This window comes from Affinundibacterium fentianense, from assembly GCF_018139545.1.
Taxonomy (GTDB): Bacteria; Pseudomonadota; Gammaproteobacteria; order Burkholderiales; family Burkholderiaceae_D; genus Undibacterium; species Undibacterium fentianense.
Map to the genome: position 1 here is coordinate 633,054 of NZ_JAGSPJ010000001.1, position 26,427 is coordinate 659,480.

The window sequence follows — 26,427 nt, forward strand, 5'->3', positions numbered from 1 at the left end:
AACATAATTTAAAATTTTGTGACTTGCATTGAACGAGCAAACAACTTGACGCTGAACTTTCCGTGACTGGAGTGTCGTGCCAGCACGCAAATACACACGTTGACATCCAACTCTATAGAAATAATTGCTGCAGGTCGTTTAAAAATCGACGCCCCAATTCTGTCGGTTGAATTTTTTGATGGTCACGCTGAATTAGACCTCGCGTCTCGGCATCATTGAGTGCCGTCTCGATCGAATTGATCAGCATCCCTGTCCTCTCATAAAAAAGCTGAGGATCAAACCCTTGATTCAAACGAAGCGCGTTTAACATAAATTCGAACGGCAGCTCATCCCGAGGAATTTCATGACTCTCCTGAATCATATTTCCCGTTCTTGCAGCCTCAATATATGCCTTCGGCTGTTTATGACGCACCTGCCGAACGATTCTATGTGGAAAGGATATTTTTGAGTGGGCGCCAGCGCCAATCCCCAAGTAATCGCCAAAGTTCCAATAATTGAGATTGTGTCGAGATGCCTTTCCTGGCTTCGCAAACGCAGAAACTTCATAATGCAAATAGCCAGCGCCAGCCATCTGCATCTGGATCTGCTCTTGCATTTCAGCACTCAGATCGTCGTCAGGCAAACTAGGAGGATATTTCGCAAAGTAAGTGTTAGGTTCTAAAGTCAAATGATAGAGAGACAAATGATTCGGATCGAAACTCAAGGCTTTTCTTAAGTCGATCATTGATTCGTCTAAAGTCTGCGATGGCAGGGCAAACATCAAATCAAGATTGAAATTCTCAAAATTTTCACGCGCGATCGCGATTGCTTTCTCCGCTTCAGCGCCGTCATGAATACGTCCAAGCGCTTGCAAATGCCGCGAGTCAAAACTTTGTATGCCAATTGACAGACGATTGATTCCGCTCTGCTTAAATTGTTTAAATTTTTCCGCCTCAAATGTCCCTGGATTCGCCTCCATCGTGATTTCGGCTGCGGAATCAATGGGTAGCAAGGTCCGAACATCGGATAGCAAACGATCTAATCCAGCGGCAGACATAAGGCTAGGTGTACCACCACCAATAAAAATCGTATAAATCTTCCGCCCCCAGATTGAGGGCAATGCCATTTCCAAATCAAGTTTCACAGCATCGAGGTAAGCTGCCTCATCAAATTGATTCTTCACTTCATGCGAATTGAAATCACAGTACGGGCACTTTCGAACACACCATGGAAAATGGATATACAAAGACAATGGCGGCAAACTCTGGAGGTGCAAGCTACCAGGTTGCAAAAAATTATTCTGCACAAGTGCAGGTAAATCACTCAATGAATTCGGTGAAGAATTTTGTGTCGAAGCGCTCTTTTCGCCCTGGCCTGAACCAGACATGCCAACAGGTTTAATCGGTATCATCGCAATTTTTTCAATAATTCTTGTAGTGCTAGCGCGCGATGTGACAATCGATTCTTAGTCGTACTATCTAGCTGCGCGACCGTCATTTGCAATTCTGGCAGATAGAAATAGGGATCGTACCCAAAACCACCCTCGCCTTGCGCATCGAAGGCTATCTGTCCATGCCATCGTCCATCCGCAATCACTGGTTGTGGATCATCCGCGCTGCGAACGAATACCAAGACACAATAATAATATGCAGACCTGTCCGCAACACCGTTCAAAGACTCGATCAGCTTCGCATTATTCCGTTGATCCGATTTCGGCTCTCCAGCAAATCTCGCAGAGTACACGCCTGGTGCGCCACGCAAAGCGTTAACACAAATTCCAGAATCATCCGCGATCGCCGGAAGCCCGGTCAGTTTTGAGGCATGGCGCGCCTTAGCCAAGGCATTTTCAACAAATGTTATATGCGGTTCCTCTGCATCTGGAACACCGAATTCAGCCTGCGCATGCAATTCGAAACCTAAAGTTGAGAGCAGTTGCTGAAACTCGCGAAGTTTGCCTTGATTATTGGAGGCAAGAACTATTTTCTTTTGATCGACTTCCATCTTCGACTACCTTACAAAGATAAGCATTGTTTTTGCAAAGTGATGATTTCTTGAATCCCGAGCTGTGCCAAATCAAGCAATTGATTCAATGTGGCGCGATCAAATGCAACGCCTTCCGCGGTACCCTGCACTTCAATAAAATGACCATTTTCGCTCGCGACAACATTCATGTCTGTGTCACAGTTCGAATCCTCTAAATAATCCAAATCCAAAACTGGCAATCCTTGATAAACACCGACCGAAATCGCGGCAACAAAATGTTTAACAGGTATAGAGGCAATGCTGCCACGCTCTTTTAACTTCGAAAAGGCGTCATATGCAGCTACCATCGCGCCGGAGATCGCCGCAGTGCGAGTACCACCATCCGCTTGTATTACGTCGCAATCCAAATGCAAGGTTCTTTCGCCGAACTGTTCGAGATCAAACGCTGCACGCAAAGATCGACCGATAAGGCGCTGGATTTCTTGGGTGCGGCCCGATTGCTTGCCCTTTGCTGCCTCTCTATCCATTCTGGTGTGCGTCGAGCGCGGCAACATTCCGTACTCCGCTGTGAGCCAACCCTGTCCCTTTCCCTTTAAAAATCCGGGAACTTTCTCCTCAATCGAGGCCGTACAGATGACTTTCGTGTCACCAAATTCGACCAACACCGAGCCTTCCGCGTGTTTGGTAAATTGACGAGTCAATGTTATTGGACGTAGAACGTGCGCAGCACGACCGCTTGGTCGTGCTACCTGAATTTGATCTGACATAGGTTTAACTCTTATTAGTTAGCTTGGTAGAATTGTGAATCGCGTTGCGAATCTCGTTAATGGCTTTTTCGATCTCTTCATCATTAAAAATATCCGCCTCTTGTGCTTCATCATCCACATCAAGAGGGACTTGAATCGTTGTGGCGATTGAACCAACTGGCAAAGTATTGGTTGAAATAATAGAAGAATTTTCGAGAATATCATTACCTTCCCACATCATCGCGAGTGCCGTGGCGTTATCACCTTGCCGTCCAGCTATTTCAACCGCTGACCGAACAAGTTCTGGAATTGCGCGTACGATGGTTTGTTCGTGTAATCGTTGGGCTAACATGTGATCCGGCAAAACACCCCAAAGTCCATCCGAACACAGAAGAATAAGGTCCCCTGCTTGCAAGGAGGCTCTGCGAGAGAGCTCAACAATGGGTGCATTCGGTGCACCTAGGCAATTAAACAACTTATTGCGATCTGGGTGGGTATTGCGTTCGGAAGGATCAACTTTTCCTTGCTCAATTAAAGTCTCGAGGCGCGAATGATCTTTGGTGCGCAACAAAATCTGCCCATCTCGCATCCAATATAAGCGAGAGTCACCGCAATGGGCCCAATATGCATTTCCGTTTTGAATCAGACAGGCGACAATTGTTGTCCTCGGTGTCTCTGGTAAGTTTTTTAATTGTCGAAAACGATGAATTTCATTGTGGGCAGACAAAAAGCCACGCTCTAAAAATCTTTCGGGCTTATCAATCATAGGATGGGCTTGTTGTTGAAACAAACTGCCAATTGTTTGCATCGCGATCGTTGCGGCCATCTCGCCCATAATATGGCCGCCCATACCATCAGCAAGCAGCAATAGAATTGCATCGCGCGTAAAGCTATACCCCATGCGATCCTGATTCACCTTACGTCCGCCAATGTGACTCTCTTGATAAACTGAAAAGCGCATAAAATTGGAATAACCTTGATAAATTTAAATTAACTAAAAACTTGCCCGCGCACGCTAGCGACTACATGGTATCTTCCTGGATCGTCGTGAAATCTTTATCTTCGATATCTTTGCCGTTCTTACCAATTAAGCTTGAGATTTTCAACTTAGCTCGTTCAAAAAATCCCAGTTCGCGCTGAGGTGGCGCCTTCACCGTTAATGCCTTTTGAAGTGCAAAAACACTTTGTGGTCGCTCCATCGGGTCGAGCTTCAAACACATCCGAACCACATCAATCAGCTCAGCGGAATATGTCCCCTCAAGCTTTTTGTAATGCGCTTCCATTTTGTCATTTGATTTGCGTTGGTCGGCGGGTTGTGGTGGTGCGCCAACCATACACGCAAACATCGAAGCTCCAATACTATAAATGTCTGTCCATGGTCCCAAATTACTGTTTTTTACGTATAGTTCTGGAGCCGCGAATCCAGGTGTGTACATTGGATACAGTTTAGGCATATCCGTTTTAAGGGTTTGTCGTGCTGCGCCAAAATCAAGCAAAATCGGCGTACCATCCATTCTGAGATAGATGTTGGCTGGCTTTAAATCCAAATGTAATAATTTATTAGTATGAACTTCACGTAGTCCATTCATTACGAGATTAAACATTTTTCGAATGAATCTTTCCGAGACTAGCGGTTTTTCGCCTTTGTCACGACGTCGCAAAATATGTTCTTGCAAAGAGCGACCCGATTCATAGGCCATTACCATATAAACTGTTTCATTCGCTCTAAAGAAATTAATAACACTCACGACATTTGGGTGAGAAATCCTCGCAAGTGCCCGTCCCTCTTCAAAAAAACATTTCAAACCGATCCGATAAACTGGAAAGTTTTCGGCAGAAATCGCTGGAACAAGCTCGCCAACCTGTCTTAAAGCGAGTGAACTGGGTAAATATTCTTTGATAGCAACGGCATTGCCATCTTCATCGGAAGCCAGATATACGATACTAAAGCCACCAGAGGCAATTTTCTTTACAATACGGTATCCGGCTATTTCCAAACCGTCCGGCAATGGTGCGTTATTTTGTGCTGCCATAATAAATGAGGTCTCACTTAAGAAAATAGCGGAAGAATTATTCTACGCATTGTACAGTGTCACTTTTGACCGAATGAGTTTTGCAAGGCAAATAATGAGTCAAATAATTAACTATTCGCAAAATCGCAACACGAATAAAGAGGATTCCAATTGAGTATTTTTAGCATGACTGGTTACGCTACCAGTACTAATGAAACTGAGAACGGCACGATAACGATAGAAGTTAAAAGTGTCAATTCACGTTTTTTAGACTTGCAATTTCGGATTAATGATGAATTTCGTTCGATTGAACCTCTGTTTCGTGATGCGCTCACTAAGAAAATAGCGCGTGGCAAAATAGAATGTCGTTTTAGTTTCGGCAAGAAACTTGCAGAGGAAAAACAAAAGACACTGAATGCAAGCTTACTGAATCAACTCAAGACTTTTCAAGATCAGCTGAAAGGTGATTTTCCGAATTCCGCCGAATTGAGCATGAATGAGCTGTTACGCTGGCCCGGTGTGATTGAAGAGGGCGAGATGAATTCTGAGCATCTTCAAGCAGCGATTTTGGAGAGCATAGAATCCACAATCAAAGATTTTATTCAAAGCCGAGAACGCGAAGGCGCGAGCTTAGCTACGGTGCTGTTAGGTTGTGTTGATGAAATGGAAGCGATCGTTGAACGCATCAAACCCTTACTTCCGACCGTTTTACAGCAATTCCAACAAAAAGCCATCAATCGATTGGAAGAGGCCTTAGGACTGGCCTTAGACAAGCCTGATTTGGTCAACGCTCCCAGCATTCCTCGTGAGGAAGTCCTTGATCGTATCCGTCAAGAAGTGACGATGTACGGAATTAGGATTGACGTTGCAGAAGAATTGACGCGACTGTCTGGTCATTTGTCCGAAACTCGACAAATTTTAAAAAAAGGTGGGCAGGTTGGGAAGCGCCTCGACTTTATGATGCAAGAACTAAATCGAGAGGCTAATACGCTAGGCTCGAAAGCTGCCTTAAAGGAATTGGCAGACGCATCAATGGAATTGAAATTATTGATCGAGCAAATGCGTGAGCAAGTTCAAAATCTCGAATAAACTATCATCAAATTGATGATATCAACTACCAATCAATAACACTATTTAAAGATATTATTTAAATAGATAATCAAATTTCGGTGAATAGATATGTCCGTCCGCCCCCTTACTTCTGGATGTTTATTTATGATTTCCGCGCCTTCTGGCGCAGGCAAATCGTCGTTGGTTAGCGGCCTACTAAAACTAGAGCCCAACCTCAAACTTTCAATATCTTTTACAACGAGACCCCCGCGCCCTGGCGAAGTCGATGGTCGTGAATATCACTTCATTACAGCCAACGATTTTCTGATCAGGAAAAACCGCGGAGAATTCTTGGAATTTGCGGAAGTTCATGGAAATTACTACGGCACATCGAAATTGCTGATCCAAGAAGCCATGAAATCTGGCACCGACATCCTTTTGGAAATTGATTGGCAAGGCGCGCAACAAGTCAATAAACAATTTGATCAAGTCGCGAGTATTTTTATACTTCCACCATCCATTGATGCCTTAGAAGAACGTCTAAATAAGCGTGGACAAGACTCTCAAGAGGTAATTACACGAAGGATTTTGGCTGCGGGAGGCGAAATGGCACACGCTCCCGAGTTTGAATATGTTATCATCAACCAAGATTTTGATTTAGCATTGTCCGAATTGCGTGCCATAGTTAAGGCAACACGCTGTAGGACAAGCCAACAAATCGTGCGCAACGCCGCTCTTTTTGCCCAGTTAGGCATACAAACAAACACTTCGTTTTAAGGAAACATCATGGCTCGTATCACCGTCGAAGACTCTCTCAAACAAATTCCAAATCGCTTCCAATTGACTTTGTGCGCAACCTATCGTGCTCGTCAACTATTGCAAGGTCACACGCCAAAAGTTGATGCCAAGAACAAACCAACGGTAGTTGCCCTACGTGAAATTGCGGATGGCAAAATCGGCATTGAAATGTTGAAAAAAGTTCCGTTTTAATCTCGCATTGCGCGGCTAAAGTGAAGCAGTCAGGAAAATCAAGGTATGAATTCGCAAGACGAAAAATCAACACCCACCCTGACCGCTGAAGCCGCAGTTATCCCGGCACACCCTCCCAAAAAGCAGCGACAAGCAGCCCAACAAGTTCCGCCCCCAGTGACGCCAAGCGTCGCATCGATTACTGAACTGACCAATCGGCTTAGCGAATACCTATCTGCCAGTGATTTAAAGCTTGTCAAAGAAGCCTATCGATTTTCCGACGAAATGCATTTAGGGCAAGTGAGGAAATCAGGCGAGCCCTATATTTCCCATCCAATCGCGGTTGCCGAAATCTGCGCAGAGTGGAAACTCGATGTACAGGCCATCATGGCGGCACTTCTGCATGATGTAATGGAAGATCAAGATGTCAAAAAAGAAGAGCTCATCGAGCGATTTGGAGCGCCAGTTGCAGCACTCGTTGATGGCCTATCCAAATTAGAAAAAATAGAATTTCAAAGCCATATCGAGGCACAAGCAGAGAATTTTCGAAAAATGCTGCTTGCGATGGCTCGCGACGTGCGTGTCATCTTGGTCAAACTCGCTGACCGATTGCACAACATGCGCACTCTAGGTGTGATGTCTGCAGAAAAACAAAGACGTATCGCAAGTGAAACCATGGAAGTTTATGTTCCCATTGCGCATCGCTTAGGGCTAAACAACATTTATCGAGAACTGCAAGATTTGTCTTTTGCGCATATCTATCCTTTGCGCTATCGCACGCTCGCAAAAGCAATCAAATCGGCGCGTGGCAATCGACGCGAAGTTGTCAATAAAATTATGGCCGCAGTAAAAACCACACTGTCTGAAGCGGGGCTCGATGCCCAAGTCGATGGACGAGAAAAAACGCTGTACGGTATTTACTGCAAGATGCGGGACAAACAACTCAGTTTTTCACAGGTGTTGGACATCTACGGATTTCGTATAGTCGTTGACAATTTTCAAAACAGTTATTATGCACTCGGCACTTTACACGCTTTATATAAGCCCATGCCAGGCAAATTTAAAGACTATATTGCCATCCCAAAGTCAAACGGATACCAGTCATTGCATACGACCTTAATTGGCCCATATGGTACTCCAGTAGAGTTTCAAATTCGTACGAAAGAAATGCATCGTGTAGCCGAATCGGGTGTCGCAGCGCATTGGCTGTACAAAAATGAGGATGCTAGTCTAACTGACTTGCAGCAACGTACTCACGCATGGCTACAATCGCTACTCGATATCCAAAAACAAACTGGTGATTCAGCGGAATTTTTAGAGCATGTAAAGGTCGATTTGTTTCCTGACTCGGTGTACGTTTTTACACCAAAATCAAAAATTTTTGCGCTCCCCCGCGGTGCGACTGCGCTGGATTTTGCCTATAACATTCACACTGATATTGGTGATCAAGCGATTGCGACCCGGATTAATAACGAGCCCGTACCTTTGCGTACCGAACTCAAAAATGGCGACATTATTGAAATCATTACGTCGCCCAATTCCCGGCCGACACCCAACTGGTTAACCTATGTGAGGACGGGAAAGGCGCGATCGGCAATTCGGCACTACTTACGCACGATCAACCTCAATGAATCAACAGAACTTGGCAAACAATTGCTTGCACAAGCCTTGGTTTCATTGCACCTTAATCCTGATTTACCCGACGCACTCGTCGATAAGCTCCTGAACGAGTCGAGTGCCAATACACTTGAAGAACTACACACTGACATTGGTATTGGCAAAAGAATGGCGGCACTTGTTGCGCGTCATATTCTAGATTTAGTCGAGAATGATTCACCTTCCATCCCTTTTCAACACTTGGGTGATGAAAAGCTATCCAAGCCTGATCCGGTCATTATTTACGGGAGCGAAGGTGTATCGGTACAACTATCACCGTGCTGCTTACCTATCCCGGGCGACAGCATTGTTGGGCAACTAAAACGCGATCAAGGATTGGTCGTTCATAGCAGTGACTGCAAGAATGCGAAACGTTTACAAGTAAAAGAACCAGATCGTTGGATTGATGTCACTTGGGGAGACGACTTAAATCGGCGTTTTGACTGCCGTATTTCAGTCATCGTCAATAATGAGCGCGGTGCATTAGCGCGTATTGCTGCAGAGATTGGCGAAGCGGATGCCAACATTATTCACGTGAATATGGAAGATGGAGAATCCAAGGACATGACTAAAATCCATTTCACCATTCAAATTGATGACCGCGTTCATTTAGCAAGAATCATTCGCAACGTCAAACACCTCAACGGCGTGAGCAAAATTCGTCGAGAATATTCTTAATTGCCCTCGCCTTAGCTGCCACGGCTTGGATAGTCGACCTGTAGCACAAGCAATTCGTCTACACCGTGTGGCGTCTTTAGTGAAACCGTATCCCCAACTTTTGCTTTAGTCAAAGCGCGAGCGACCGGCGATATCCAACTAATTTTTCCATTCAGAGGATCAAATTCATCAACGCCTACAATACGAATCGTTGTAACTTCCCCCTCTTGATTTTCATATTCAACTGTCGCACCAAAAAAAATTTGATCTGAACCAAAATGCACACTAGGGTCAACGATCTCTGCCAGATCCAATCGCTTAGTCAGAAAACGAATTCGCCGGTCAATTTCACGTAGTCGTCGTTTCCCATAGATGTAATCACCATTTTCAGAACGATCTCCGTTCGACGCTGCCCACGAAACGATCCGCACTACTTCTGGTCTTTCATTATCGATCAAATTCAAGAGCTCCGTCTTCATCCTAAGGTGCCCTTCTGGGGTTAAATAATTTTTCGCACCAGCTGGAATCGGCGGCGCACCAAACTCCTCTTCGTCATCTTGTTCCGACTCTTTTACAAATGCTTTACTCATTTCGATTTCATCTTTCGTAAATTAGCTCCACAGTGATTTTACATGGTTGCAGCTTGGCGTATCGGCCTAAGAAGAAAATACTGAGTGATCATGAAAAGAGCGGCCAGCAAAAATACCCCGATCTCCTTCTCAAGTTGCAAGAAGACTTTATTTCCGTGACGCATCATGCAATAATCGCCTAGGCTTATCAACACGAGCAATTTGAAGAAAACGATGTCTAGAAAATTGCCTCGTCACCTCCGAAAGAATTTGCATGACTGAAGATGCACGCATCAAACTACTTCTAGTCGACACCCATCCAGTCGTACGAGAAGGAATTAAACAATTCATTCTCAATTCGAGCAATATCAAAGTCGTCGCTGAAGCAAATAATGGACAGGAAGCCTTACGCATTATTCGACAAAAGTCAGTTGACATTATTCTTATCGAAATTGCGCTCAAAGATAGAAATGGAATTGACCTCATCAAACAAATAAAACGTGAATTTCCAGAAGTAAATTTGATCGTTTATTCTTCACATCGTGAAGACCAATATGCCATTCGGGCTCTAAAGGCAGGTGCGGCAGGCTTTCTACACAAGTCAGCACAAGGTTCAGACCTGTTAGATGCCATCAACCAGGTCGCATCCGGATTGAAATTTATCAGTCCCGAATTGGCGCAAGAAATGGCTAACAATTTAAACACTGATCACAGCAACGAGCCACACAAATCATTATCTGATCGTGAATATCAGACAATGATGATGATCGCATCAGGAAAAAGTGTGAGCGACATTGCAAAAGAATTATCGTTATCAGTCAAGACAATTAGTGAATATCGCTCGCGAATATTACTGAAGATGAAATTACGCCACAACGCAGAACTAACACATTATGCGATTAAAAACGAGCTGGTAGAATAAAGTCCACGAACGAATACTCGATCAAAGAATAGTCAACGCAAGGTAGTTCCATCGAATTTTACTGAAGGCGCATCATGTCAGATAAGTTGAATACGAACGCAAGTAAATCGCCCACCGATATTGCGCGCGAAACCTTCAAACGTCTCGCTCTCGAACGAATCGCGCCGACCCCAGAAGCATACCGCAAGTTGTATCTTGAAATTTCAGGTGTCGCCGATCACGAGACTGCCAAAGTCGAGCTCCCACAAGTACGATCAATTGACGAGATTCTCCCATCAGAAGCAGAAAATATCCTCAATGGTTTCGCCAAATCCTTGCAAAAATCAACTGGTGAGCTCGCAAGTTTCGGGCATCGTTTCAGTCGCGCACTCAAGGCAAAAAATTGGGACGATTTCGCGAAAGGACTGAATGAACTAGCTGGTAAAGTCACCACAAAACCCAATCCGATCAATCAAATTGAATTAGCAGAACTGCCGCCAGTGGCTGCGCCAACAGCAAAGAAAATTTCATTGGTTGACGATGAACCTATTGGTAGCAACAATCAAAAAGAATCCATTCTTAAAGATCTATTATTTCGGACTTTAAGTATGGCTTTAACATCGTTACTTAAGACGACCCCGCAACTGGCTGAAGAATCGGAATCGATAGGCAACGCCATCAAATTGGCCAATAACGAATCAGAGTTAAATCACATTGGCGCTCGTTTAAAGCAATTATGTTTTCAAATTGAATTGAAGAGTGGCGATACAGCCGAGCAACAAGAATTACTCCTAAGACTTTTTTCATTGCTGCTCGAAAATGTGCGCGAACTCCTCGATGATGACAATTGGTTGCGAGGTCAGATCGAAGTTGTCCAAAACTTGATTGCTGGACCAATTGATCATCGCGCACTGCAAGAAGCCACGCGTAGTCTAAAAGATGTCATTTATAAACAAGGCGTCCTCAAACACAGTCTCGCCGAGTCCAAGACCTCTGTGAAGAATATGATGGCAACTTTTATTGACCGTCTCGATGTAATGACAAATACGACATCGCATTATCAAGAGAAAATTGACCAATACTCAAAAAAAATCAGCAACACGCGTGATTTAAATGAAGTTGAAACCATCATTCACGGAATTCTGAATGAAACTGAAACAATCCAAAACGAAGCATTGAATTCCCGCCAAATTATGTTGGCAGCGCAAAAAGAGGTCAAAGAAGCTGAAATCAGGATCAAAGAGTTAGAAGACAAGCTAGCCCATATGAGCGAACTCGTTCGTGAGGACCAGCTTACAGGTAGTTTGAATCGGCGCGGATTAGACGATGTGTTCGAACGCGAAGCGGACCGCGCAGATCGACGTGGAACACCGCTTTGCGCTGCAATGCTTGATCTCGACAACTTTAAAAAACTCAATGATACGCATGGACATGCTGCTGGTGATGAAGCTTTGATTCATGTTGTGAGAATAGTCAAGCAAACATTGCGTTCAATTGATGTGATCGCTCGCTATGGTGGCGAGGAGTTTTTGATCGTTATGCCTGAAACCAGCCTTGAAGAAGCAGCCCGCGCGATGACTCGCGTCCAGAGAGAATTGACGACACATTTTTTTACCGCCAATGATCAACGATTATTCATTACATTCAGTGCTGGCGTGGCATTACGCGCAGCACATGAGTCACAAGAATCTGTGCTTAAAAGAGCGGACAAAGCAATGTACGAAGCCAAGAAAACAGGAAAAAATCGCGTCGTCGTAGCGCAGTAATTCCCCAACATCGCAGCACAATTTATATATAAAAAAACTCACCATCGAAAATTTTCGGGTGAGTTTTTTTTAACATTCTTGGATAAGGTTTGTTGTGCTTAGGCTACCTGATTCGAACCATATGCCTGCACTAATTTACGTTCAGTTTGATTACTACGTATGAGTTTCGAAAGATTAGCCATCCAAGGTTCAGTCAAATCGCGAATTTGTCTATCATCCGCGAGAATTTTCTGAATTATTTTCACCTTACGGTCCCGAGTTTCCCCAGTTAACTTTATCGGTCCCTCTCCTTCTCGCAAACTGGCAATATGCTCGGAACACTGGCTTTCAAGCTCCGTCAATCTATCCCAGTCTGCGTTTTTTGCAGCGAGTAACATTTGATCACTGATCACTGCAACTGTTTCGTAAATGCTTATTACGTCTTGGCTATTCAACATAATTCAGGCGCTCGTAAAAGTGGTTGAACGTGGGGCTAATGCGTCATATATTGGTGGCGGTTTTGGAACGCTACGAGCCGCTGGCAAACTATTCGGCGCGATGCCATTCCACGAGCTTCTCAAGTCTTCTAATAAACTCAACACTTCATGTAACAACTCTAATCGGTTTTTTAGGTTTGCTTGCAATAACTGCATACTCATATATTCGTACAAAGAATCTAAATTGGCAGCAATTTCACCACCCGCTGTTTTATTCAAACTCGCACGTAGGCCACCGTCTATGATCAAAATCGTACGAGAAATCGCACTACCCTTGCCGGGGATATCGCCAGCATTCATCAACTGAATTGCGGACTTTAAAGAAACAATTGCACCGTCAAACAACATCACGATGAGTCCGTGCGGACTTGCCGCAGCAACGCCTGTTTCCGTACCTACTGTCGCATAGGCATTTGCGCCACTTTGAGATGATCCAAACATATTGTTCTCCGAATATTAATAACTGGTATTTTGCAGTGCTGATAATTGTTGCGTCAGATAATTGCTCGTTGACGTCATATTTGAAATCATCGTGTCCAGCGCCGAAAATTGCTTTGTGTAGCGATTTTCAACCTGGGTCAGGCGATAATTTTCCTTGGTTTTTTGTGTGCCAATATCCTTGATTGAAGAGTTAATCCCCTCAATACGTCCATTTAAGGTCGCATCTTTGCCAAAAATCATGCTACTGACTAGTGAATTGATGCGCGATCCAAAACCTACCGTTCCATCTGCATTTGCAATAAATAATCGCTTTAAATCTTTGGATGGATCCGCCAAAGTTTGGCTCAATTTGTCAGACTTTAGAACCAGGGTCCCATCGGACTGAAAATTAATTCCCACGTCAGATAAAACGGATAAACCTGCCGTGCCTCCTGGGATTGCGCTAGTCAATGCGGAGCGAATTTGTGTGATGATATTTCGCGCGGTCGCGTCTCCAGTCAAAACGCTGCCTTTACCAGTCGCTACGTTATATGCCGTTGCGTCGGTAATCTGTTTATTCACCGCGTTATAAGCAGTAACGAAAGCAGTTAATGCCGTACTTACCTTCGAGTTATCGGTAGTGAGGGTGAGCTTGGTGGTGACATTTAACGCTGATTCTTTGGTCAGGTTTAGCGTGACACCAGAAATGGCGTCAGAAATCGAATTGGTCGATTTCGTAATAGTGACGCCATCCACTTTAATAACGGCATTCTTTGGCTCGACATTTTGCGTCATATTCGAAGTGCCGCCTGTTGTTCCATTGTATGCCAACATAGAAAGTCCGGCAGCGCCTGATTCAACTACTGTAATTTTTGCAGAATTTGCTAAGCCTGACTCTTTTGAGCTGAGCGAAAGTTTGAAATTGGTACCATCATTGATGATGGTCGCGGTCATCCCTGTGTTGGCATTATTGATCGCATCTCGGATGCCCTCCAAAGTATTATTTGAGGAATCAATCGTAATACTTTTTTGTGCGATCGTCGTATTTGCGGTGAACGTTACAGGTGGACTACCTGAATCACTATACGTACCAAAGTCTAACGTGATTGTGCCATTACCCACTGTCGCTGTTTTACTTGCAACGCCTGAAGATATCAGTTTTTGGGCTTGAGCTAAGGACTTGACTTCCACGCTATAAGAGCCCGCTCCGGATGCACCACTCACAGAAGCTGAAAAAATTGAGGAGTCAGCGACGCTAGCGGTCGCAGAAGTGAAAGTGGAACTGAGATTTAGGGTCTGCGCTGCCGTTTGCAAGTTCGATAGCGCACTTTTCATCGAACCATAGGCTGATAACTTCGACTGATAACTGGCTTCTTTTTTTTCAAGATTCTTCAATGGCAATTGTTCAACTGTCATCAATTGACTGATGATTGTCTTCACATCCAAATTGGAACCGACTCCAGCGGAACTGATGGTCGCCACGAATATCTCCTCAAGAAAACCGTACTATACCCAGTTATCGGCAAGATTTAATCTAACTTAAGAGGGAGAAAAACCCGCTAATTCTAAGACTCTGCTCAAAAAACAAGCAGCCTTTAACTAAGCTGTTTGTTTGATAAGCAGGCCTATTGCTTGATCCATTGCCTTGGCAATCTTCAATGCCTCCTCAGACGGCATTTGACGAATCAATTCTTTCGTATTCTGATCAATGACCTTAACAATCACTTGGCCATTATCATCATCCACCGAAAATTCAATGCCTTGCGCATTGTCTTTTAAGGACTTGTTGATTGACTTCACCGCTTCGCTGACTTGAACCGCATTAACTCCCTGTTCTAAATCCTTTACGGCAGCGACGATCTCTCTCTGCGGCATTGCACTGTTTGCCGTCACATTAACGGGTGGTGCAGTCGTTCTTTTCGATACAGTTGTGGTGCTTGCCACACTTTTCCCTACTTGTCCGATCTCCATGATTTCCCCCTTGAATGGACAAAAACCTGACCGATTTACCGGTCAGGTTTTGCACTAAATACACTACTTACCGAGCGGATTAGCCTCGTAAAAGAGCCAACACACCGTTTGGTAATGAATTAGCTTGCGCCAACATTGCAGTACCAGCTTGTTGCAAAATCTGACCGCGAGTTAAAGCTGCAGTTTCCGCCGCAAAGTCCGCGTCTTGAATACGGCTACGAGACGCTGCTGCATTTTCAGAGGACGCTGTCAAATTAGCGATCACTGAATCGAAGCGGTTTTGAACCGCACCAAAAGTACTACGCAATGTACTGACTGTACTCAAGGCACTATCCACACGTTGAATCGCATCAAGTGCGTTGCTCACTGTCAGTGTGTTTGCAGAACTCAAGTTACCAGAGTTTGCAGTTACTGTTGTCGCTGCATAGCCTAGCGCTCCTGTTGCCTCTGCGCCGCCCAAAGTGATGTCAGACGATGAACTCAATTTCAATGCACCGCCTGCTTCAACACTCGCATACACACCAGCCACTTTGCTATTGATCGCGTCAGCTAAATTAGAAGAACTGCTGTATGTACCAGCTAATGATGTTCCGTTAATCGTAAAATTGGAGAGCGTTGTCGAACCCGCTGCAACACCTGCTGTACCACTACGATATCCAAAGCCCGCTGCCGCTGCATTCGCATCAGCTCCAGTAATATTTACCGCTGCTGTCGAACCAGTTTTCGAAATCGTGATTGCACCTGACACTGCCGCCGTAGCCGTATAGCCCGTCAACTGCGCTTGGATTGCAGCAGCAACACCGTTGCGATCGGTTAAGTTCGTATTCAAGGTCACGGTGTGGCCATCCACATCGAAGCTCGCAGCACCGCCCGTAGTCGAATATGTACCAGCCGTACCAGCAACACTAGCACCAGACAAACCTAAGCCAGATTGTGCATTCGCGTCCGCACCAGTAATATTGACCGCAGTCGAACTTGCGCCAGTTGAAGTACGTGCGATAGAAATTGCGCCTGCCGTGTTTGTCACTGCAAAACTACCACCCAACTGCGCTTGAATCGCACCTGCCAAGCCAGCGTAGCTGCCGTAGTTTGAATTCAATGTCACAGCCGTGCCATCAATTGTCAAACTAGCTGCGTTACCGCCGCTTGCAGCGACACCAGCAACACCAGCTGTATTACTAAATCCAGCTGCAGCTGCAGGAGCACTCACGTTTGTAATCGCAACTGCTGTCGCACTACCTGCATGTGTAATGACGAGGTTATTGCTACCGTCAATTGAAGCACTGTAGTTTGCACCAAGCGCGGACGCTTGCATTTTTGTGGTCAATTCCGCAGCAATCGCAGCGCGATCGGCATTATTACCGCTGAGCGTAATATTTGTGCCATCAATTGTCATCGAACCGTTAGTTGTCGCAACAGCTGCACTACCTGCAGTACCAGCGGAATCGGCGAAACCAGCAGTGATCGCATTCGCGTCAGCATTCAAGATTTGCAAAGCGGTGGTTGAACCTGTGTTACTGAAAGTAATACCAGCACCAGTGCCAGTGACAGTAAATCCAGAGCCAGCAAGTTGCGTATTGATTGCGGAAACTAAACCAGCTTCATTGGTGTAGTCAGCTGTCAATGTTACTTGGCGGGTTGTTGTACCGTCCGTGATATCAAACTGAGCTAAGTCACCACTAAAGTCAAACGATGTTGCGCCACCGTTTGTGGTCGTTCCAGTTACGGCGGCCTGCACGTTGGTACCGTCAACTTGCGCTGCACCCGCTGTACTAAAGTTGAAACCAGCAGAAATCGCTTGCAAGGAAGACGTACCATTCACGGCCGCAACCGCACCAGAGAAATTGAAAGTCGTCGCAGTAAAGCCTACGTTACCAGCTGTATCAGAACTTCCTAATGCACTAAAGTTGAAGGTTGTGTTCACGTCAGAGACAACACTACCATTTGTCGCCGTCGCACCAAATGTACCAGAAGTTGTCGTCGCGATTTGACCAATCGCAGTATTCCGCATGCTAGTCGATAAACCAACTGTGATTGTTTCACCAGCGTTCGCACCAACTTGGAAATTCGCCGAACCAAACGTACCATCAAGAATTTTTTGGCCGTTGAACGAAGATTGCGAAGCAGTACGATCAATTTCAGAGAGACGTTGTTGAACTTCGAGATTGATCGCAGCGCGATCTGATGCAGAGTTAGTGGAGTTAGCTGCTTGAACAGAAAGTTCACGGACACGTTGTAAGTTGTTCGTAATTTCAGCGAGAGCGGACTCACCTGTTTGCGCCAAAGAGATACCGTCATTTGCATTACGAACCGCTTGGTTCAAACCATTGATCTGTGTTGTAAAACGACTTGCAATCGCCAAACCAGCAGCGTCATCTTTTGCGCTGTTAATACGCAAACCAGAGGACAAACGTTGCAACGCGGTTGTAAGACCCATTTTTGAACTGTCGAGATTGCGTTGAGCATTTAACGACGCGATATTACTATTAATGATACTGGACATTTTGATTCTCCTTTAGGATGCTAATTTCATCAAGCTCAAGTGCGATCAACTTTAATTCGTTCTTTGTTTCTCAAACAAACCACTGTTGCTCTATTTATCGGACAAGGCTGGAAAAAGTTGAATTGACATCGTGTTCTTCTTTTTCATTTTCTGCTCGCTCTTGTGCCGCGCAATCCTTCTACGGAATATCAAAAAATTTCTTTAGAGAAAAGTACGTAAAAAATTATTTTTTTGCTTTTTCTCATTTTTATCAACAAAAAACCTCAAGGATTTAAAAAACCATCCGTTAAGCTTGCCCGCAGAAAAAAAATGACCCAATTTCATTACATTAAAAACATCAAAGTTCTTTTCACTCATCAAAGCTATTTGGCGAAAAAGAACTATGAAATGATCTCGGAATACAATCTTGTCATCTAATAACAGCGAAACAGATACAAAAAAGACATATCGACTCATCGAAATACGCTATTCTGCCGTTACACATATAAAGCAAACAGGTGAGTTAAAAGTGATGCAGGTCGCAATTTGACTTCTTCTCTTCAATCTTACTTGTCAGTTCCATCAACCGAGGAATCCGCCACCTAACCTCAACTAGAGTATTTCGCTTCGGAGCAAAGAATGTCAGAGATATTTCCACGCTTGGATCCAAGGCTTTCCATCACTACAGGCGTGGAGGCACCAACTTCGGTCAAACTCGTCGAGCTAATCAAACAAGATACGATCCTACGATTAAGTCAAGTTGGCTTAGGCAATCATGCGCAAGCAGAAGTCGTCGCGAAACTCGACGACGGTAGTTACATCGCCAAAGTGGCCGGTGTTCCCTTACACCTTGATCTGCCGAAACAAACCAATGTTGGTGACAGACTTTCGTTACGCTTAACGGCATTAAGTCCTAAAGTTAGCTTCTTACTCGACATGGCAAATCCGCTCAATCCTGGTGGCACCGCAGCTATAAAAGAAGGCATTTCAAGCCGTGAAATTTCCTTACTACCGCCGCTACTCAATCACCCCTCAATGGAAATTGATCACCAGCAGTCAACTTTGAATATACCCGTTACGCAACACGCGGCCGTCGGCACTGCCTATCCAAAGAACCAACGTTTGCTGAATCAATACGCCCAAACCAACCTAACCGAACCGAGCACGCAAACAGAACTGAGCCCCGCAGGGCAATTAATTAGCGACTTACTAAGCGAAACAAATCAGGTGAGCGACCGAGCAATACGTATTTTAGATAACCGCCCTATGATCGCCAATGTCGCAATTGGACAATTGAAAGAGCTCTTGGCCCCCATGCTTGAGGATCAATTGAAACATGCTGTTCTTAAAAGTGGTTTATTCTACGAGTCCCATCTTGTCGAGTTCCTTCAAGGCCATCGAAGCCGAGACGAAATTCTACGAGAACCACAAGCAAAACTCACCACGCCCAATCAGGATGGCACCGACTCAGTGCTAGTCGACCAATCCGAATCGAAACATCCTGCCTTAGTCGAATTGGTAAGACACCAGCTTGATACACTTGATCAAGGCAAGTTTCAATTGGCCGGTATGCTCAATCCACAGATTCCTTTTCAATGGACAATTCACGAGAAAACCCAAGACCAACGAGAATGGCAAGAGGATCAAGAGCACACTCCCCCCACCAGCATTCACCAAAGTCATCTCAAACTTAATTTGCCGCATCTCGGTGAAGTTGCAATCGCAATTCATTTAAGAGGCAATCAAGTGCAATTAAATATTCACGCAACAAGCAACGATGCGATCTCGACCCTCAACACACACTCGGGTAGCTTGAAATCAGCACTTGAACTCAGCGGGACCGAACTAGTCGCCTACAAGGTAAGTACTCATGACTAAATCAGAACAGCCAATACGCAGCGCTGTCGCGCTAAGTTATAGTGACGATGCTCCAGCGCCGAAAGTCGTCGCGAAAGGCCGCGGGATGGTGGCAGAAGAAATCATCAAGCGTGCCAATGAGCACGGTGTTTATGTTCACCAATCAAAAGAACTGGTGACATTGTTGATGAAGCTTGATTTAGACGATGCCATTCCACCAGCCTTATACCGAGTGGTTGCAGAACTACTCGCTTGGCTATACCATATTGAATCGGGACTATCGGCTTCATCTGTTCCGCCCTTACCTCCATTAAAATAATCATAAGATAAAACGCACTATGCAAGCGAACTTCCCGTCATTAGGAACCGAAAATCAAAGCCCATACCAAGTTGAATCTAGACGAGAAATTATTGCTCTGCTACGTGGTTTCAAAGAAAAAAATCAATTAATCAGTATGCTGATTAATAACGGCTCCGAGGCTTTCATTACATCGGTTTTAGAAGTCGATGACACCAATAATGTGGTGACACTTGATAGCGCACCAGGTGCTGAAGCAAATCAACGCATCGTCGAAGCTTCACAGGTATTCTTCGATGGATTGCTCGATAAAATCAGTATTCAATTTTCGTCATCAAAATTACAACGTACAATTTTTGAAAATCGTCCGGCATTACAAATGCCAATGCCTAGCACTTTAATTCGTCTGCAACGACGGGAAAATTATCGCATCAACACGCCGTTATCAACGCCGATTAAATGTCTTATTCCTATCGAAGTCGAAGAGGTCCAAAGAATTTATAAATTTTCGTTGGTAGATATCAGTTGCGGCGGAATCGCCTTGTTGGATGAGCAGCGCATGCTCGATATTACAACCGGCACGCGCTACACCGATTGTCAGATTGATCTGCCTCAAATCGGGCTAATTGAATTAAATATTGAGATTCGTAATTCACAAGATTTAACGCTTTTAAATGGTCGAACGACACGTCGTGTTGGGTGCGCATTCCTCAATCTTTCAAGCCGAACTTTAGCAACAGTACAACGCTACATCATGAAATTAGAACGCGAACGCAACGCGAAAATGACTGGCATTGTCTAAATTTGCATGTTCATGATGTCGTGGTAGGCACTCACGAGCTTATTACGCACTTGAACAGTAGTTTGAAAAGAAATACTGGCTTTTTGCATGGAGATCATCATGTCAGATAAACTGACACTGTCATCGCCCATCGCAAATTTCTGTCCCATATGCTGAGAACTTGCTTGTGCTGCATTCACTTGATCAAGTGAATTTTTTAGTGCATCAGCAAAATCTAATTTAGGCGTTGCGGTGCTTGCCGTGGCCGATAATTCTCCAACACCGCCCTCCATCTTTGCGGCTGCCGCTTTTAGTTGCGCGACCATCGCGTCAATACGACTTTTATCAATCCCTCCGATATTCATGTCCAATCTCCACTTATTTCCGATGACAGAAGCATATCATCGAGAGAATTTGCCTTAATTTGAATAAGACGGGTGAAACCTGTCTTTTTCTTCCATTCAAATAAATAAAACTATCGCACAATTCGTATTAAGGAAAAAACCTTCAAATCGGATCAGAACGCTACCGCGCTTTTTTTCGCTTTTGACTAGACCTATCAATCAGGAGCAGTAAATATGGCAACCGCAAATGAGGCAACACTAACGCCTCCGCCACCCGGGCTTTTTGGAATTCCACAAACGCCAGGCGTTCGTACGATCGTCCTGTCAATCGGTGCAGCCATTACAATCGCAATCATGGTCGGCGTTTGGATGTGGAGCCAAGCACCAGATTATCGAGTGTTATTCTCAAATTTCAACGATCGGGATGGCGGCGCAATCGTTGCAGCACTCCAGCAAATGAATGTGCCATATAAGTACTCTGAAGGCGGCAACGCCATTCTGGTTCCTTCTAATCAAGTGCACGATGCCCGCCTCAAATTAGCATCGCAAGGTTTGCCAAAAGGTGGCAATGTTGGTTTTGAATTAATGGAAAATCAAAAGCTTGGAATCTCTCAGTTTCTCGAGCAAGTCAATTTTCAACGCGCGCTTGAAGGAGAACTGGCGCGGTCTATTCAATCTGTCTCTGCCGTGCAAACAGCACGCGTGCATTTAGCCATCCCTAAAGCATCGGTATTTGTTCGTGAACAGCAAAAACCAACGGCCTCCGTTATCCTTAATTTGTATCCAAGTCGTGTCCTTGATCAGCAGCAAGTCAGTGCAATTTTGCACTTGGTCGCAAGCAGCATTCCCGAGCTATCCGCAAAAAATGTCACGATTGTGGATCAAAATGGCAATTTACTATCTGATCCTAGCAAACAAGTTGCAAACAATAATCTCGACCCTTCACAACTGAAGTATGTTCAAGAATTCCAACAAAGTATCGTAAAAAAAGTCGAATCAATTATTTCCCCGATTGTTGGAATTCAAAATGTCCGTGCTGAAGCCACAGCAGATATCGATTTTTCTCGTAGCGAACAAGCGGCCGAAACTTACCGCCCTAACTCTCCTCCTGAGGCCAGCACTATTCGCAGTCAACAAAGCAGTGAAACTTATGGAAAGCCTGCTGTCGCGTCTGGTGTTCCGGGTGCTTTAAGCAATCAACCACCTGTACCTGCAACAGCACCGATCACAGGTGCACCAGCGGTGAACGCCCAAGCGAATGCCGCGTCAGCAACTGGTTTGACACAGAAAGATTCAACCGTCAATTTTGAAGTTGATAAAACGATACGCTATACCCAACAAGCGATGGGTGGGCTGAAACGCCTTTCTGTCGCGGTTGTAGTCAACTACAAAACGGAAATTGATAAATCGGGCAAATCGATTACTCGTGCACTAACGGAACTAGAGAAAACGCAAATTACTGATTTAGCGCGTGAAGCGATGGGCTTTAGCAAGGAGCGTGGCGACACCTTAAATGTTGTGAATAGTCCATTTGCAACACCAGAAAAAGTTCCTGCAGAGGACATCCCACTTTGGAAACAAACCGATGTGATTCAAACAGCCAAAGAACTGGGAAAATATCTGATTGGTGCATTACTATTACTCTATCTCTTCTTTGGCTACTTAAAACCGACTTTGAACAAACTGACCGGGAAAGACAAAGAGTCGCTGAAAAAAGAGAAAGAACGCGAACGTGAAGAAGCAGAGGAAGAAGCACGTCAAGAAGCAGAGGAGGAAGAAGCGGCAATCGTCAGCTTGAATTCCGAAGCGGAGGCACAAACTAAAAAGCAACTTTCGAGTTACGAGATTAATATGGATATGGCAAGACAACTAGCGTCTAGTGATCCAAAAATCGTCGCAAACGTAATTAAAACTTGGGTGAGCAATGAGTGAAGACGGCATACAAAAAGCGGCAACATTAATGCTTGCGCTTGGTGAAGATGCGGCCGCAGAGGTAATGAAACACCTTGGTCCGCGCGAAGTACAAAAAATCGGCGCGGCAATGGCGAGCATTGGCGCTATCCCGCACGAAACAATCGCGAAAGTCTTGGAAGATTTCAAGTCCGAAGCAGATTTAAGTTCCTCGGTTGGTCTCGATTCGGACGAGTACATTCGTAATGTTTTGACCAAAGCGCTCGGTGATGACAAAGCCTCTTCCCTGCTTAACCGCATCCTAGGTGGCAAAGATGCCAGTGGTATTGAGAGTCTCAAATGGATGGATTCTGCTTCGGTCGCGGAATTAATCAAGAATGAACATCCACAAATTATTGCCACCATCCTTGTGCATTTAGAAAGTGACCAAGCGAGCGAAATATTAAATCATTTTAGTGAGCGTTTGCGAAACGATGCTGTACTACGAATTGCCACACTAGATGGGATTCAGCCAACCGCTTTGCGCGAATTGAACGACGTTTTGACGAAACTGCTGACTGGCAATGAAAGTCTGAAAAAGAAATCGATCGGTGGTGTTCGTGCTGCTGCTGAAATTCTGAATTTCATGAGCGGTGAAAATGAAGCCTCGATCATGGAAAATTTACGGAAATACGATGGTGACATGGCTGAGAAAATCATGGATGAGATGTTCGTCTTTGATAACATTCTCGAAATTGATGATCGCGGTATTCAATTGTTACTGCGAGAAGTACAGTCAGATTCGCTGATCATTGCACTCAAAGGTGCGAATGCGGATATGCGTGAGAAAATATTCAAAAATATGTCGCAACGTGCTGCCGAAATGATGCGTGAGGATTTGGAATCCAAAGGCCCCGTCCGTCTATCAGAAGTGGAAGCACAACAAAAACAAATCCTGCTGATCGTGCGCCGACTCGCAGATGAAGGTCAAATCATGTTGGGTGCAAAAGGCGAGGATGCCTATGTCTAGTGCACTACCGAAAGGTCAGCAAACTGCTTATCAACGTTGGGAGATGATGTCCTTTGGCGATGCTCGTCCAGCGCAGGTAGAGCGCGAACAGCAGGTTGCAAAAGTAACGATGGCTGAGATTGCCGCGATTAAAGAACAAGCACGCAATGAAGCCTATACTGCGGCCTATAAAGAAGCATACGCGCTCGGGTATCAAGAGGGGCAGCAAGCCGGCTCTGCAGAAATGCAAGCTCAGTCCATCAAACTGCTGGGGGACCTTGAAACCCTCAAAGCGAATTTCAAATCACAGCTTGAACGTGCACATGATGACATTGGCGAGGACTTAATTGAATTGGCAACCGATCTAGCTAGCGCAATGACCAAACACCAATTTGAGCACCACACCGAAGCCATTATGGAGATTGTCAAAGAGGCGATTGATCTCCTCCCTGCGATCCACCAACCAGCGCAAATCTTCTTCAACCCGGCCGACTTAAATCTAATCAAAGAACTGATGGGAAATGCACTAGAAAAAGATGGTTGGCGTCTAATGCAAGATGGCCACATGACACGCGGCGGCTGTCGCATTGAGACAGCACAGAACCTCATCGATGCGACATATGAAACCCGCTGGGCTCGCCTCAGTGAAGCCTTGTTAAACGCGCGCAGTCGTAACATTAACGAAACATCATGACTGAAATTTTTTCCCCGCAACGTTGGAAAGAACAATTTGCTGCGAGCACAAAATCCATTGCTCACATCAAAAGTGAAAACATTTCAGGGCGAATTGTCAAAGTGACCGGCCTAGTAATGGAAGCTGTAGGGATTAAATTACCTGTTGGTAGTGCCTGCATTATCCATTTGCAGACTGGGGTAAAAATTGAAGCAGAAGTCGTTGGTTTTGATGGTGATCGACTATTTCTGATGCCGCAAAGTGATTTGGATGGCGTGACGCCTGGCGCCCCCGTATTTCCCGTCAACTCAATTGAACCATCCGGAAGCGACACCCCGCACCGTAGAAATGCTGACAGAACCAAACATTTACCAGTAGGAGAAGAACTTTTAGGACGCGTTTTGGACGCAAACGGACGCCCTTTAGATGCGCTCGGTCCACTGGTATGCCGAGCCACCGCCCCACTCGGCGCAAGGATTTATAACCCTCTATCGCGAGCACCGATTAAAGAAAAACTCGACGTTGGAGTTCGCGCAATTAATAGTATGCTAACAGTAGGACGTGGTCAGCGACTTGGCTTGTTCGCTGGTTCTGGTGTGGGTAAAAGTGTCTTACTTGGCATGATGGCGCGCTACACAACAGCTGACGTGATTGTGGTTGGGTTAATAGGTGAACGAGGACGCGAAGTAAAAGAATTCATCGAAGAAATCTTGGGGGAAGAAGGATTAGCACGATCTGTCGTGGTCGCAGCGCCTGCCGATGCGCCGCCATTGATGCGCATGCAGGGTGCGGCATACACGACAACGATCGCCGAGTATTTTCGAGATCAAGATAAGAACGTCCTATTGATCATGGACTCGTTGACACGCTACGCTATGGCACAACGTGAAATTGCTTTGGCTATCGGCGAACCTCCAGCAACCAAGGGATATCCTCCTTCTGTTTTTGCTAAATTGCCTATTCTGGTTGAGCGCGCTGGGAATGGACGCGAAGGCGGTGGCTCTATCACCGCGTTTTATACCGTACTGACTGAAGGAGACGACCAACAAGACCCCATTGCAGATTCAGCACGGGCGATTCTTGACGGTCATATCGTGTTAAATCGAACTTTGGCGGAAAGCGGACATTACCCAGCAATTGACATCGAACAATCAATTAGCCGTGCTATGCACGGCATTACCTCGCCAGAACATCAAAAATTGTCGCGCAAGTTAAAACAACTATACTCACGATACGAACGAAGTCGCGACCTTATCAATGTCGGAGCCTATTCAGCGGGTTCTGACCCAGTATTGGATGAGGCGATTCGCAAATATCCTCAAATTCAATCGTTCTTGCAACAAGATATCACTGAAAAATCCTCCATATCGCAGAGCTTAGAGGGACTTTCCGCTCTATTCAACGCTTAGAAAAATGCTTTGCTCGATAAAATAAGAAAAGCGAAAGAAAAGCATGGCGAGTTCCGGATTACAGACTTTGATTGAATTAGCAGAGAATGCGGTCGATACCGCGGCGAAAAATCTCGGACGGTCGATTAAAGCGCGTGACGATGCAAATGAACAATTAAATTTGTTAGAACAGTATCGAACTGACTATGAGGCAAAATTTCAATCACATGCCCAGCGCGGCTTAAATGTCACGCAATTTACCAATTATCAAGGATTTATTGGGAAACTCGACCTAGCAATTGAAGGACAAAAGAAACTCGTGATGGATGCGGAATACCGGATTGATATTGCGAAACGAGCTTGGCAGGAATGTGAGAAAAAACGTTTGTCGTATAAAACTTTAATTGACCGTAACGCACAAGTTGAACTTAAAAAAGAAATGAAGCGAGATCAGAAACAAACTGACGAGCGAGCAACACGAAAATTGTTTTACAAGAAATAAACATGCGGTACTACCTACTGTAGAGAGACTAAGTTCTTCTACAACGCA

Annotated in this window: 26 protein-coding genes; 14 read left to right on the plus strand and 12 right to left on the minus strand. The window is 45.0% G+C overall.

What is annotated here, in order from left to right:
• Positions 1-112: 112 nt before the first annotated feature.
• The 5 genes from hemW to KDM90_RS02835 all read right to left on the minus strand — a co-directional run bounded on the left by hemW (position 113) and on the right by KDM90_RS02835 (position 4,741).
• Positions 113-1,390 carry a radical SAM family heme chaperone HemW gene (gene hemW / locus KDM90_RS02815; RefSeq protein WP_212674038.1) on the minus strand — a complete coding sequence of 426 codons (1,278 nt, stop codon included), beginning with the start codon at positions 1,388-1,390 and terminating at the stop codon, positions 113-115.
• On the minus strand, positions 1,387-1,980 hold the full coding sequence (gene rdgB / locus KDM90_RS02820; protein ID WP_212674039.1) for an RdgB/HAM1 family non-canonical purine NTP pyrophosphatase: 594 nt from the start codon (positions 1,978-1,980) through the stop codon (positions 1,387-1,389). Before rdgB ends, hemW begins: the two co-directional genes overlap by 4 nt.
• An 11-nt stretch (positions 1,981-1,991) precedes the next feature.
• Positions 1,992-2,729 (minus strand): ribonuclease PH, encoded by a 738-nt coding sequence (gene rph, locus KDM90_RS02825; protein ID WP_212674040.1) that lies wholly within the window; start codon positions 2,727-2,729, stop codon positions 1,992-1,994.
• 4 nt (positions 2,730-2,733) lie between these two features.
• The gene (locus KDM90_RS02830; RefSeq protein ID WP_212674041.1) at positions 2,734-3,669 is read right to left on the minus strand and encodes a PP2C family protein-serine/threonine phosphatase; all 936 of its coding nucleotides are present in this window, start codon (positions 3,667-3,669) and stop codon (positions 2,734-2,736) included.
• Between the two features lie 61 nt (positions 3,670-3,730).
• A complete protein-coding gene (locus KDM90_RS02835) occupies positions 3,731-4,741 on the minus strand; it encodes a serine/threonine protein kinase (RefSeq protein ID WP_212674042.1) in 1,011 nt (336 codons plus the stop codon).
• Positions 4,742-4,891: 150 nt separating this feature from the next.
• Between KDM90_RS02835 and KDM90_RS02840 the strand changes: the two genes are divergently transcribed.
• The 4 genes from KDM90_RS02840 to KDM90_RS02855 all read left to right on the plus strand — a co-directional run bounded on the left by KDM90_RS02840 (position 4,892) and on the right by KDM90_RS02855 (position 9,073).
• Positions 4,892-5,809: a YicC/YloC family endoribonuclease gene (locus KDM90_RS02840; RefSeq protein ID WP_230409564.1), complete on the plus strand. Its 918-nt coding sequence runs from the start codon at positions 4,892-4,894 to the stop codon at positions 5,807-5,809.
• 90 nt (positions 5,810-5,899) lie between these two features.
• Positions 5,900-6,547, plus strand: a complete 648-nt coding sequence (gene gmk / locus KDM90_RS02845; RefSeq protein WP_212674043.1) for a guanylate kinase — start codon at positions 5,900-5,902, stop codon at positions 6,545-6,547.
• Between the two features lie 9 nt (positions 6,548-6,556).
• Positions 6,557-6,760, plus strand: coding sequence for a DNA-directed RNA polymerase subunit omega (rpoZ, locus tag KDM90_RS02850; protein WP_212674044.1), 204 nt, complete (start codon positions 6,557-6,559; stop codon positions 6,758-6,760).
• Positions 6,761-6,805: 45 nt separating this feature from the next.
• The gene (locus tag KDM90_RS02855; RefSeq protein WP_212674045.1) at positions 6,806-9,073 is read left to right on the plus strand and encodes a RelA/SpoT family protein; all 2,268 of its coding nucleotides are present in this window, start codon (positions 6,806-6,808) and stop codon (positions 9,071-9,073) included.
• Between the two features lie 11 nt (positions 9,074-9,084).
• On the opposite strand, the gene greB is transcribed toward KDM90_RS02855, so the two are convergent.
• Complete coding sequence (gene greB, locus KDM90_RS02860) at positions 9,085-9,642, minus strand: transcription elongation factor GreB (RefSeq protein WP_212674046.1); 558 nt, start codon at positions 9,640-9,642, stop codon at positions 9,085-9,087.
• A gap of 253 nt (positions 9,643-9,895) precedes the next feature.
• Here greB and KDM90_RS02865 point away from each other — a divergent pair, with 253 nt between their 5' ends.
• Positions 9,896-10,543 carry a response regulator gene (locus tag KDM90_RS02865; RefSeq protein WP_212674047.1) on the plus strand — a complete coding sequence of 216 codons (648 nt, stop codon included), beginning with the start codon at positions 9,896-9,898 and terminating at the stop codon, positions 10,541-10,543.
• Between the two features lie 74 nt (positions 10,544-10,617).
• Positions 10,618-12,288: a GGDEF domain-containing protein gene (locus KDM90_RS02870; RefSeq protein WP_212674048.1), complete on the plus strand. Its 1,671-nt coding sequence runs from the start codon at positions 10,618-10,620 to the stop codon at positions 12,286-12,288.
• A gap of 98 nt (positions 12,289-12,386) precedes the next feature.
• Here KDM90_RS02870 and KDM90_RS02875 read toward each other — a convergent pair whose 3' ends face one another.
• The 5 genes from KDM90_RS02875 to KDM90_RS02895 all read right to left on the minus strand — a co-directional run bounded on the left by KDM90_RS02875 (position 12,387) and on the right by KDM90_RS02895 (position 17,658).
• On the minus strand, positions 12,387-12,725 hold the full coding sequence (locus tag KDM90_RS02875; protein WP_329605285.1) for a flagellar protein FliT: 339 nt from the start codon (positions 12,723-12,725) through the stop codon (positions 12,387-12,389).
• 3 nt (positions 12,726-12,728) lie between these two features.
• Entirely contained in the window at positions 12,729-13,205 is a 477-nt protein-coding gene (gene fliS, locus KDM90_RS02880; protein ID WP_212674049.1) for a flagellar export chaperone FliS, read from the minus strand.
• Positions 13,206-13,220: 15 nt separating this feature from the next.
• Positions 13,221-14,666, minus strand: coding sequence for a flagellar filament capping protein FliD (gene fliD / locus KDM90_RS02885; RefSeq protein ID WP_212674050.1), 1,446 nt, complete (start codon positions 14,664-14,666; stop codon positions 13,221-13,223).
• A 117-nt stretch (positions 14,667-14,783) separates the two neighbouring features.
• The gene (locus tag KDM90_RS02890; protein ID WP_212674051.1) at positions 14,784-15,155 is read right to left on the minus strand and encodes a flagellar protein FlaG; all 372 of its coding nucleotides are present in this window, start codon (positions 15,153-15,155) and stop codon (positions 14,784-14,786) included.
• Positions 15,156-15,234: 79 nt separating this feature from the next.
• Complete coding sequence (locus tag KDM90_RS02895; protein WP_212674052.1) at positions 15,235-17,658, minus strand: flagellin N-terminal helical domain-containing protein; 2,424 nt, start codon at positions 17,656-17,658, stop codon at positions 15,235-15,237.
• Positions 17,659-18,276: 618 nt separating this feature from the next.
• On the opposite strand from KDM90_RS02895, the gene fliK reads away from it, so the two are divergent.
• The 3 genes from fliK to KDM90_RS02910 are packed head-to-tail and all read left to right on the plus strand — an operon-like array spanning position 18,277 to position 20,594.
• Positions 18,277-19,515: a flagellar hook-length control protein FliK gene (fliK, locus tag KDM90_RS02900; RefSeq protein ID WP_212674053.1), complete on the plus strand. Its 1,239-nt coding sequence runs from the start codon at positions 18,277-18,279 to the stop codon at positions 19,513-19,515.
• Positions 19,508-19,813: an EscU/YscU/HrcU family type III secretion system export apparatus switch protein gene (locus KDM90_RS02905; protein ID WP_212674054.1), complete on the plus strand. Its 306-nt coding sequence runs from the start codon at positions 19,508-19,510 to the stop codon at positions 19,811-19,813. Before fliK ends, KDM90_RS02905 begins: the two co-directional genes overlap by 8 nt.
• A 19-nt stretch (positions 19,814-19,832) precedes the next feature.
• Positions 19,833-20,594 (plus strand): flagellar brake protein, encoded by a 762-nt coding sequence (locus KDM90_RS02910; RefSeq protein WP_212674055.1) that lies wholly within the window; start codon positions 19,833-19,835, stop codon positions 20,592-20,594.
• Here KDM90_RS02910 and fliE read toward each other — a convergent pair.
• Positions 20,591-20,938 carry a flagellar hook-basal body complex protein FliE gene (fliE, locus tag KDM90_RS02915; protein ID WP_212674056.1) on the minus strand — a complete coding sequence of 116 codons (348 nt, stop codon included), beginning with the start codon at positions 20,936-20,938 and terminating at the stop codon, positions 20,591-20,593. The genes KDM90_RS02910 and fliE overlap by 4 nt on opposite strands.
• A gap of 213 nt (positions 20,939-21,151) precedes the next feature.
• Here fliE and fliF point away from each other — a divergent pair, with 213 nt between their 5' ends.
• From fliF to fliJ, 5 genes are read left to right on the plus strand one after another with little or no spacing between them, the layout of a single operon-like run.
• Positions 21,152-22,849, plus strand: coding sequence for a flagellar basal-body MS-ring/collar protein FliF (fliF, locus tag KDM90_RS02920; RefSeq protein WP_212674057.1), 1,698 nt, complete (start codon positions 21,152-21,154; stop codon positions 22,847-22,849).
• Positions 22,842-23,837 (plus strand): flagellar motor switch protein FliG, encoded by a 996-nt coding sequence (fliG, locus tag KDM90_RS02925; protein ID WP_212674058.1) that lies wholly within the window; start codon positions 22,842-22,844, stop codon positions 23,835-23,837. The genes fliF and fliG overlap by 8 nt, the downstream gene beginning before the upstream one ends.
• Entirely contained in the window at positions 23,830-24,510 is a 681-nt protein-coding gene (locus KDM90_RS02930) for a flagellar assembly protein FliH (RefSeq protein ID WP_212674059.1), read from the plus strand. Before fliG ends, KDM90_RS02930 begins: the two co-directional genes overlap by 8 nt.
• Positions 24,507-25,898, plus strand: a complete 1,392-nt coding sequence (gene fliI, locus KDM90_RS02935) for a flagellar protein export ATPase FliI (protein ID WP_212674060.1) — start codon at positions 24,507-24,509, stop codon at positions 25,896-25,898. Before KDM90_RS02930 ends, fliI begins: the two co-directional genes overlap by 4 nt.
• A 43-nt stretch (positions 25,899-25,941) precedes the next feature.
• Positions 25,942-26,379: a flagellar export protein FliJ gene (fliJ, locus tag KDM90_RS02940; protein ID WP_212674061.1), complete on the plus strand. Its 438-nt coding sequence runs from the start codon at positions 25,942-25,944 to the stop codon at positions 26,377-26,379.
• The last annotated feature ends 48 nt before the right edge of the window (positions 26,380-26,427 follow it).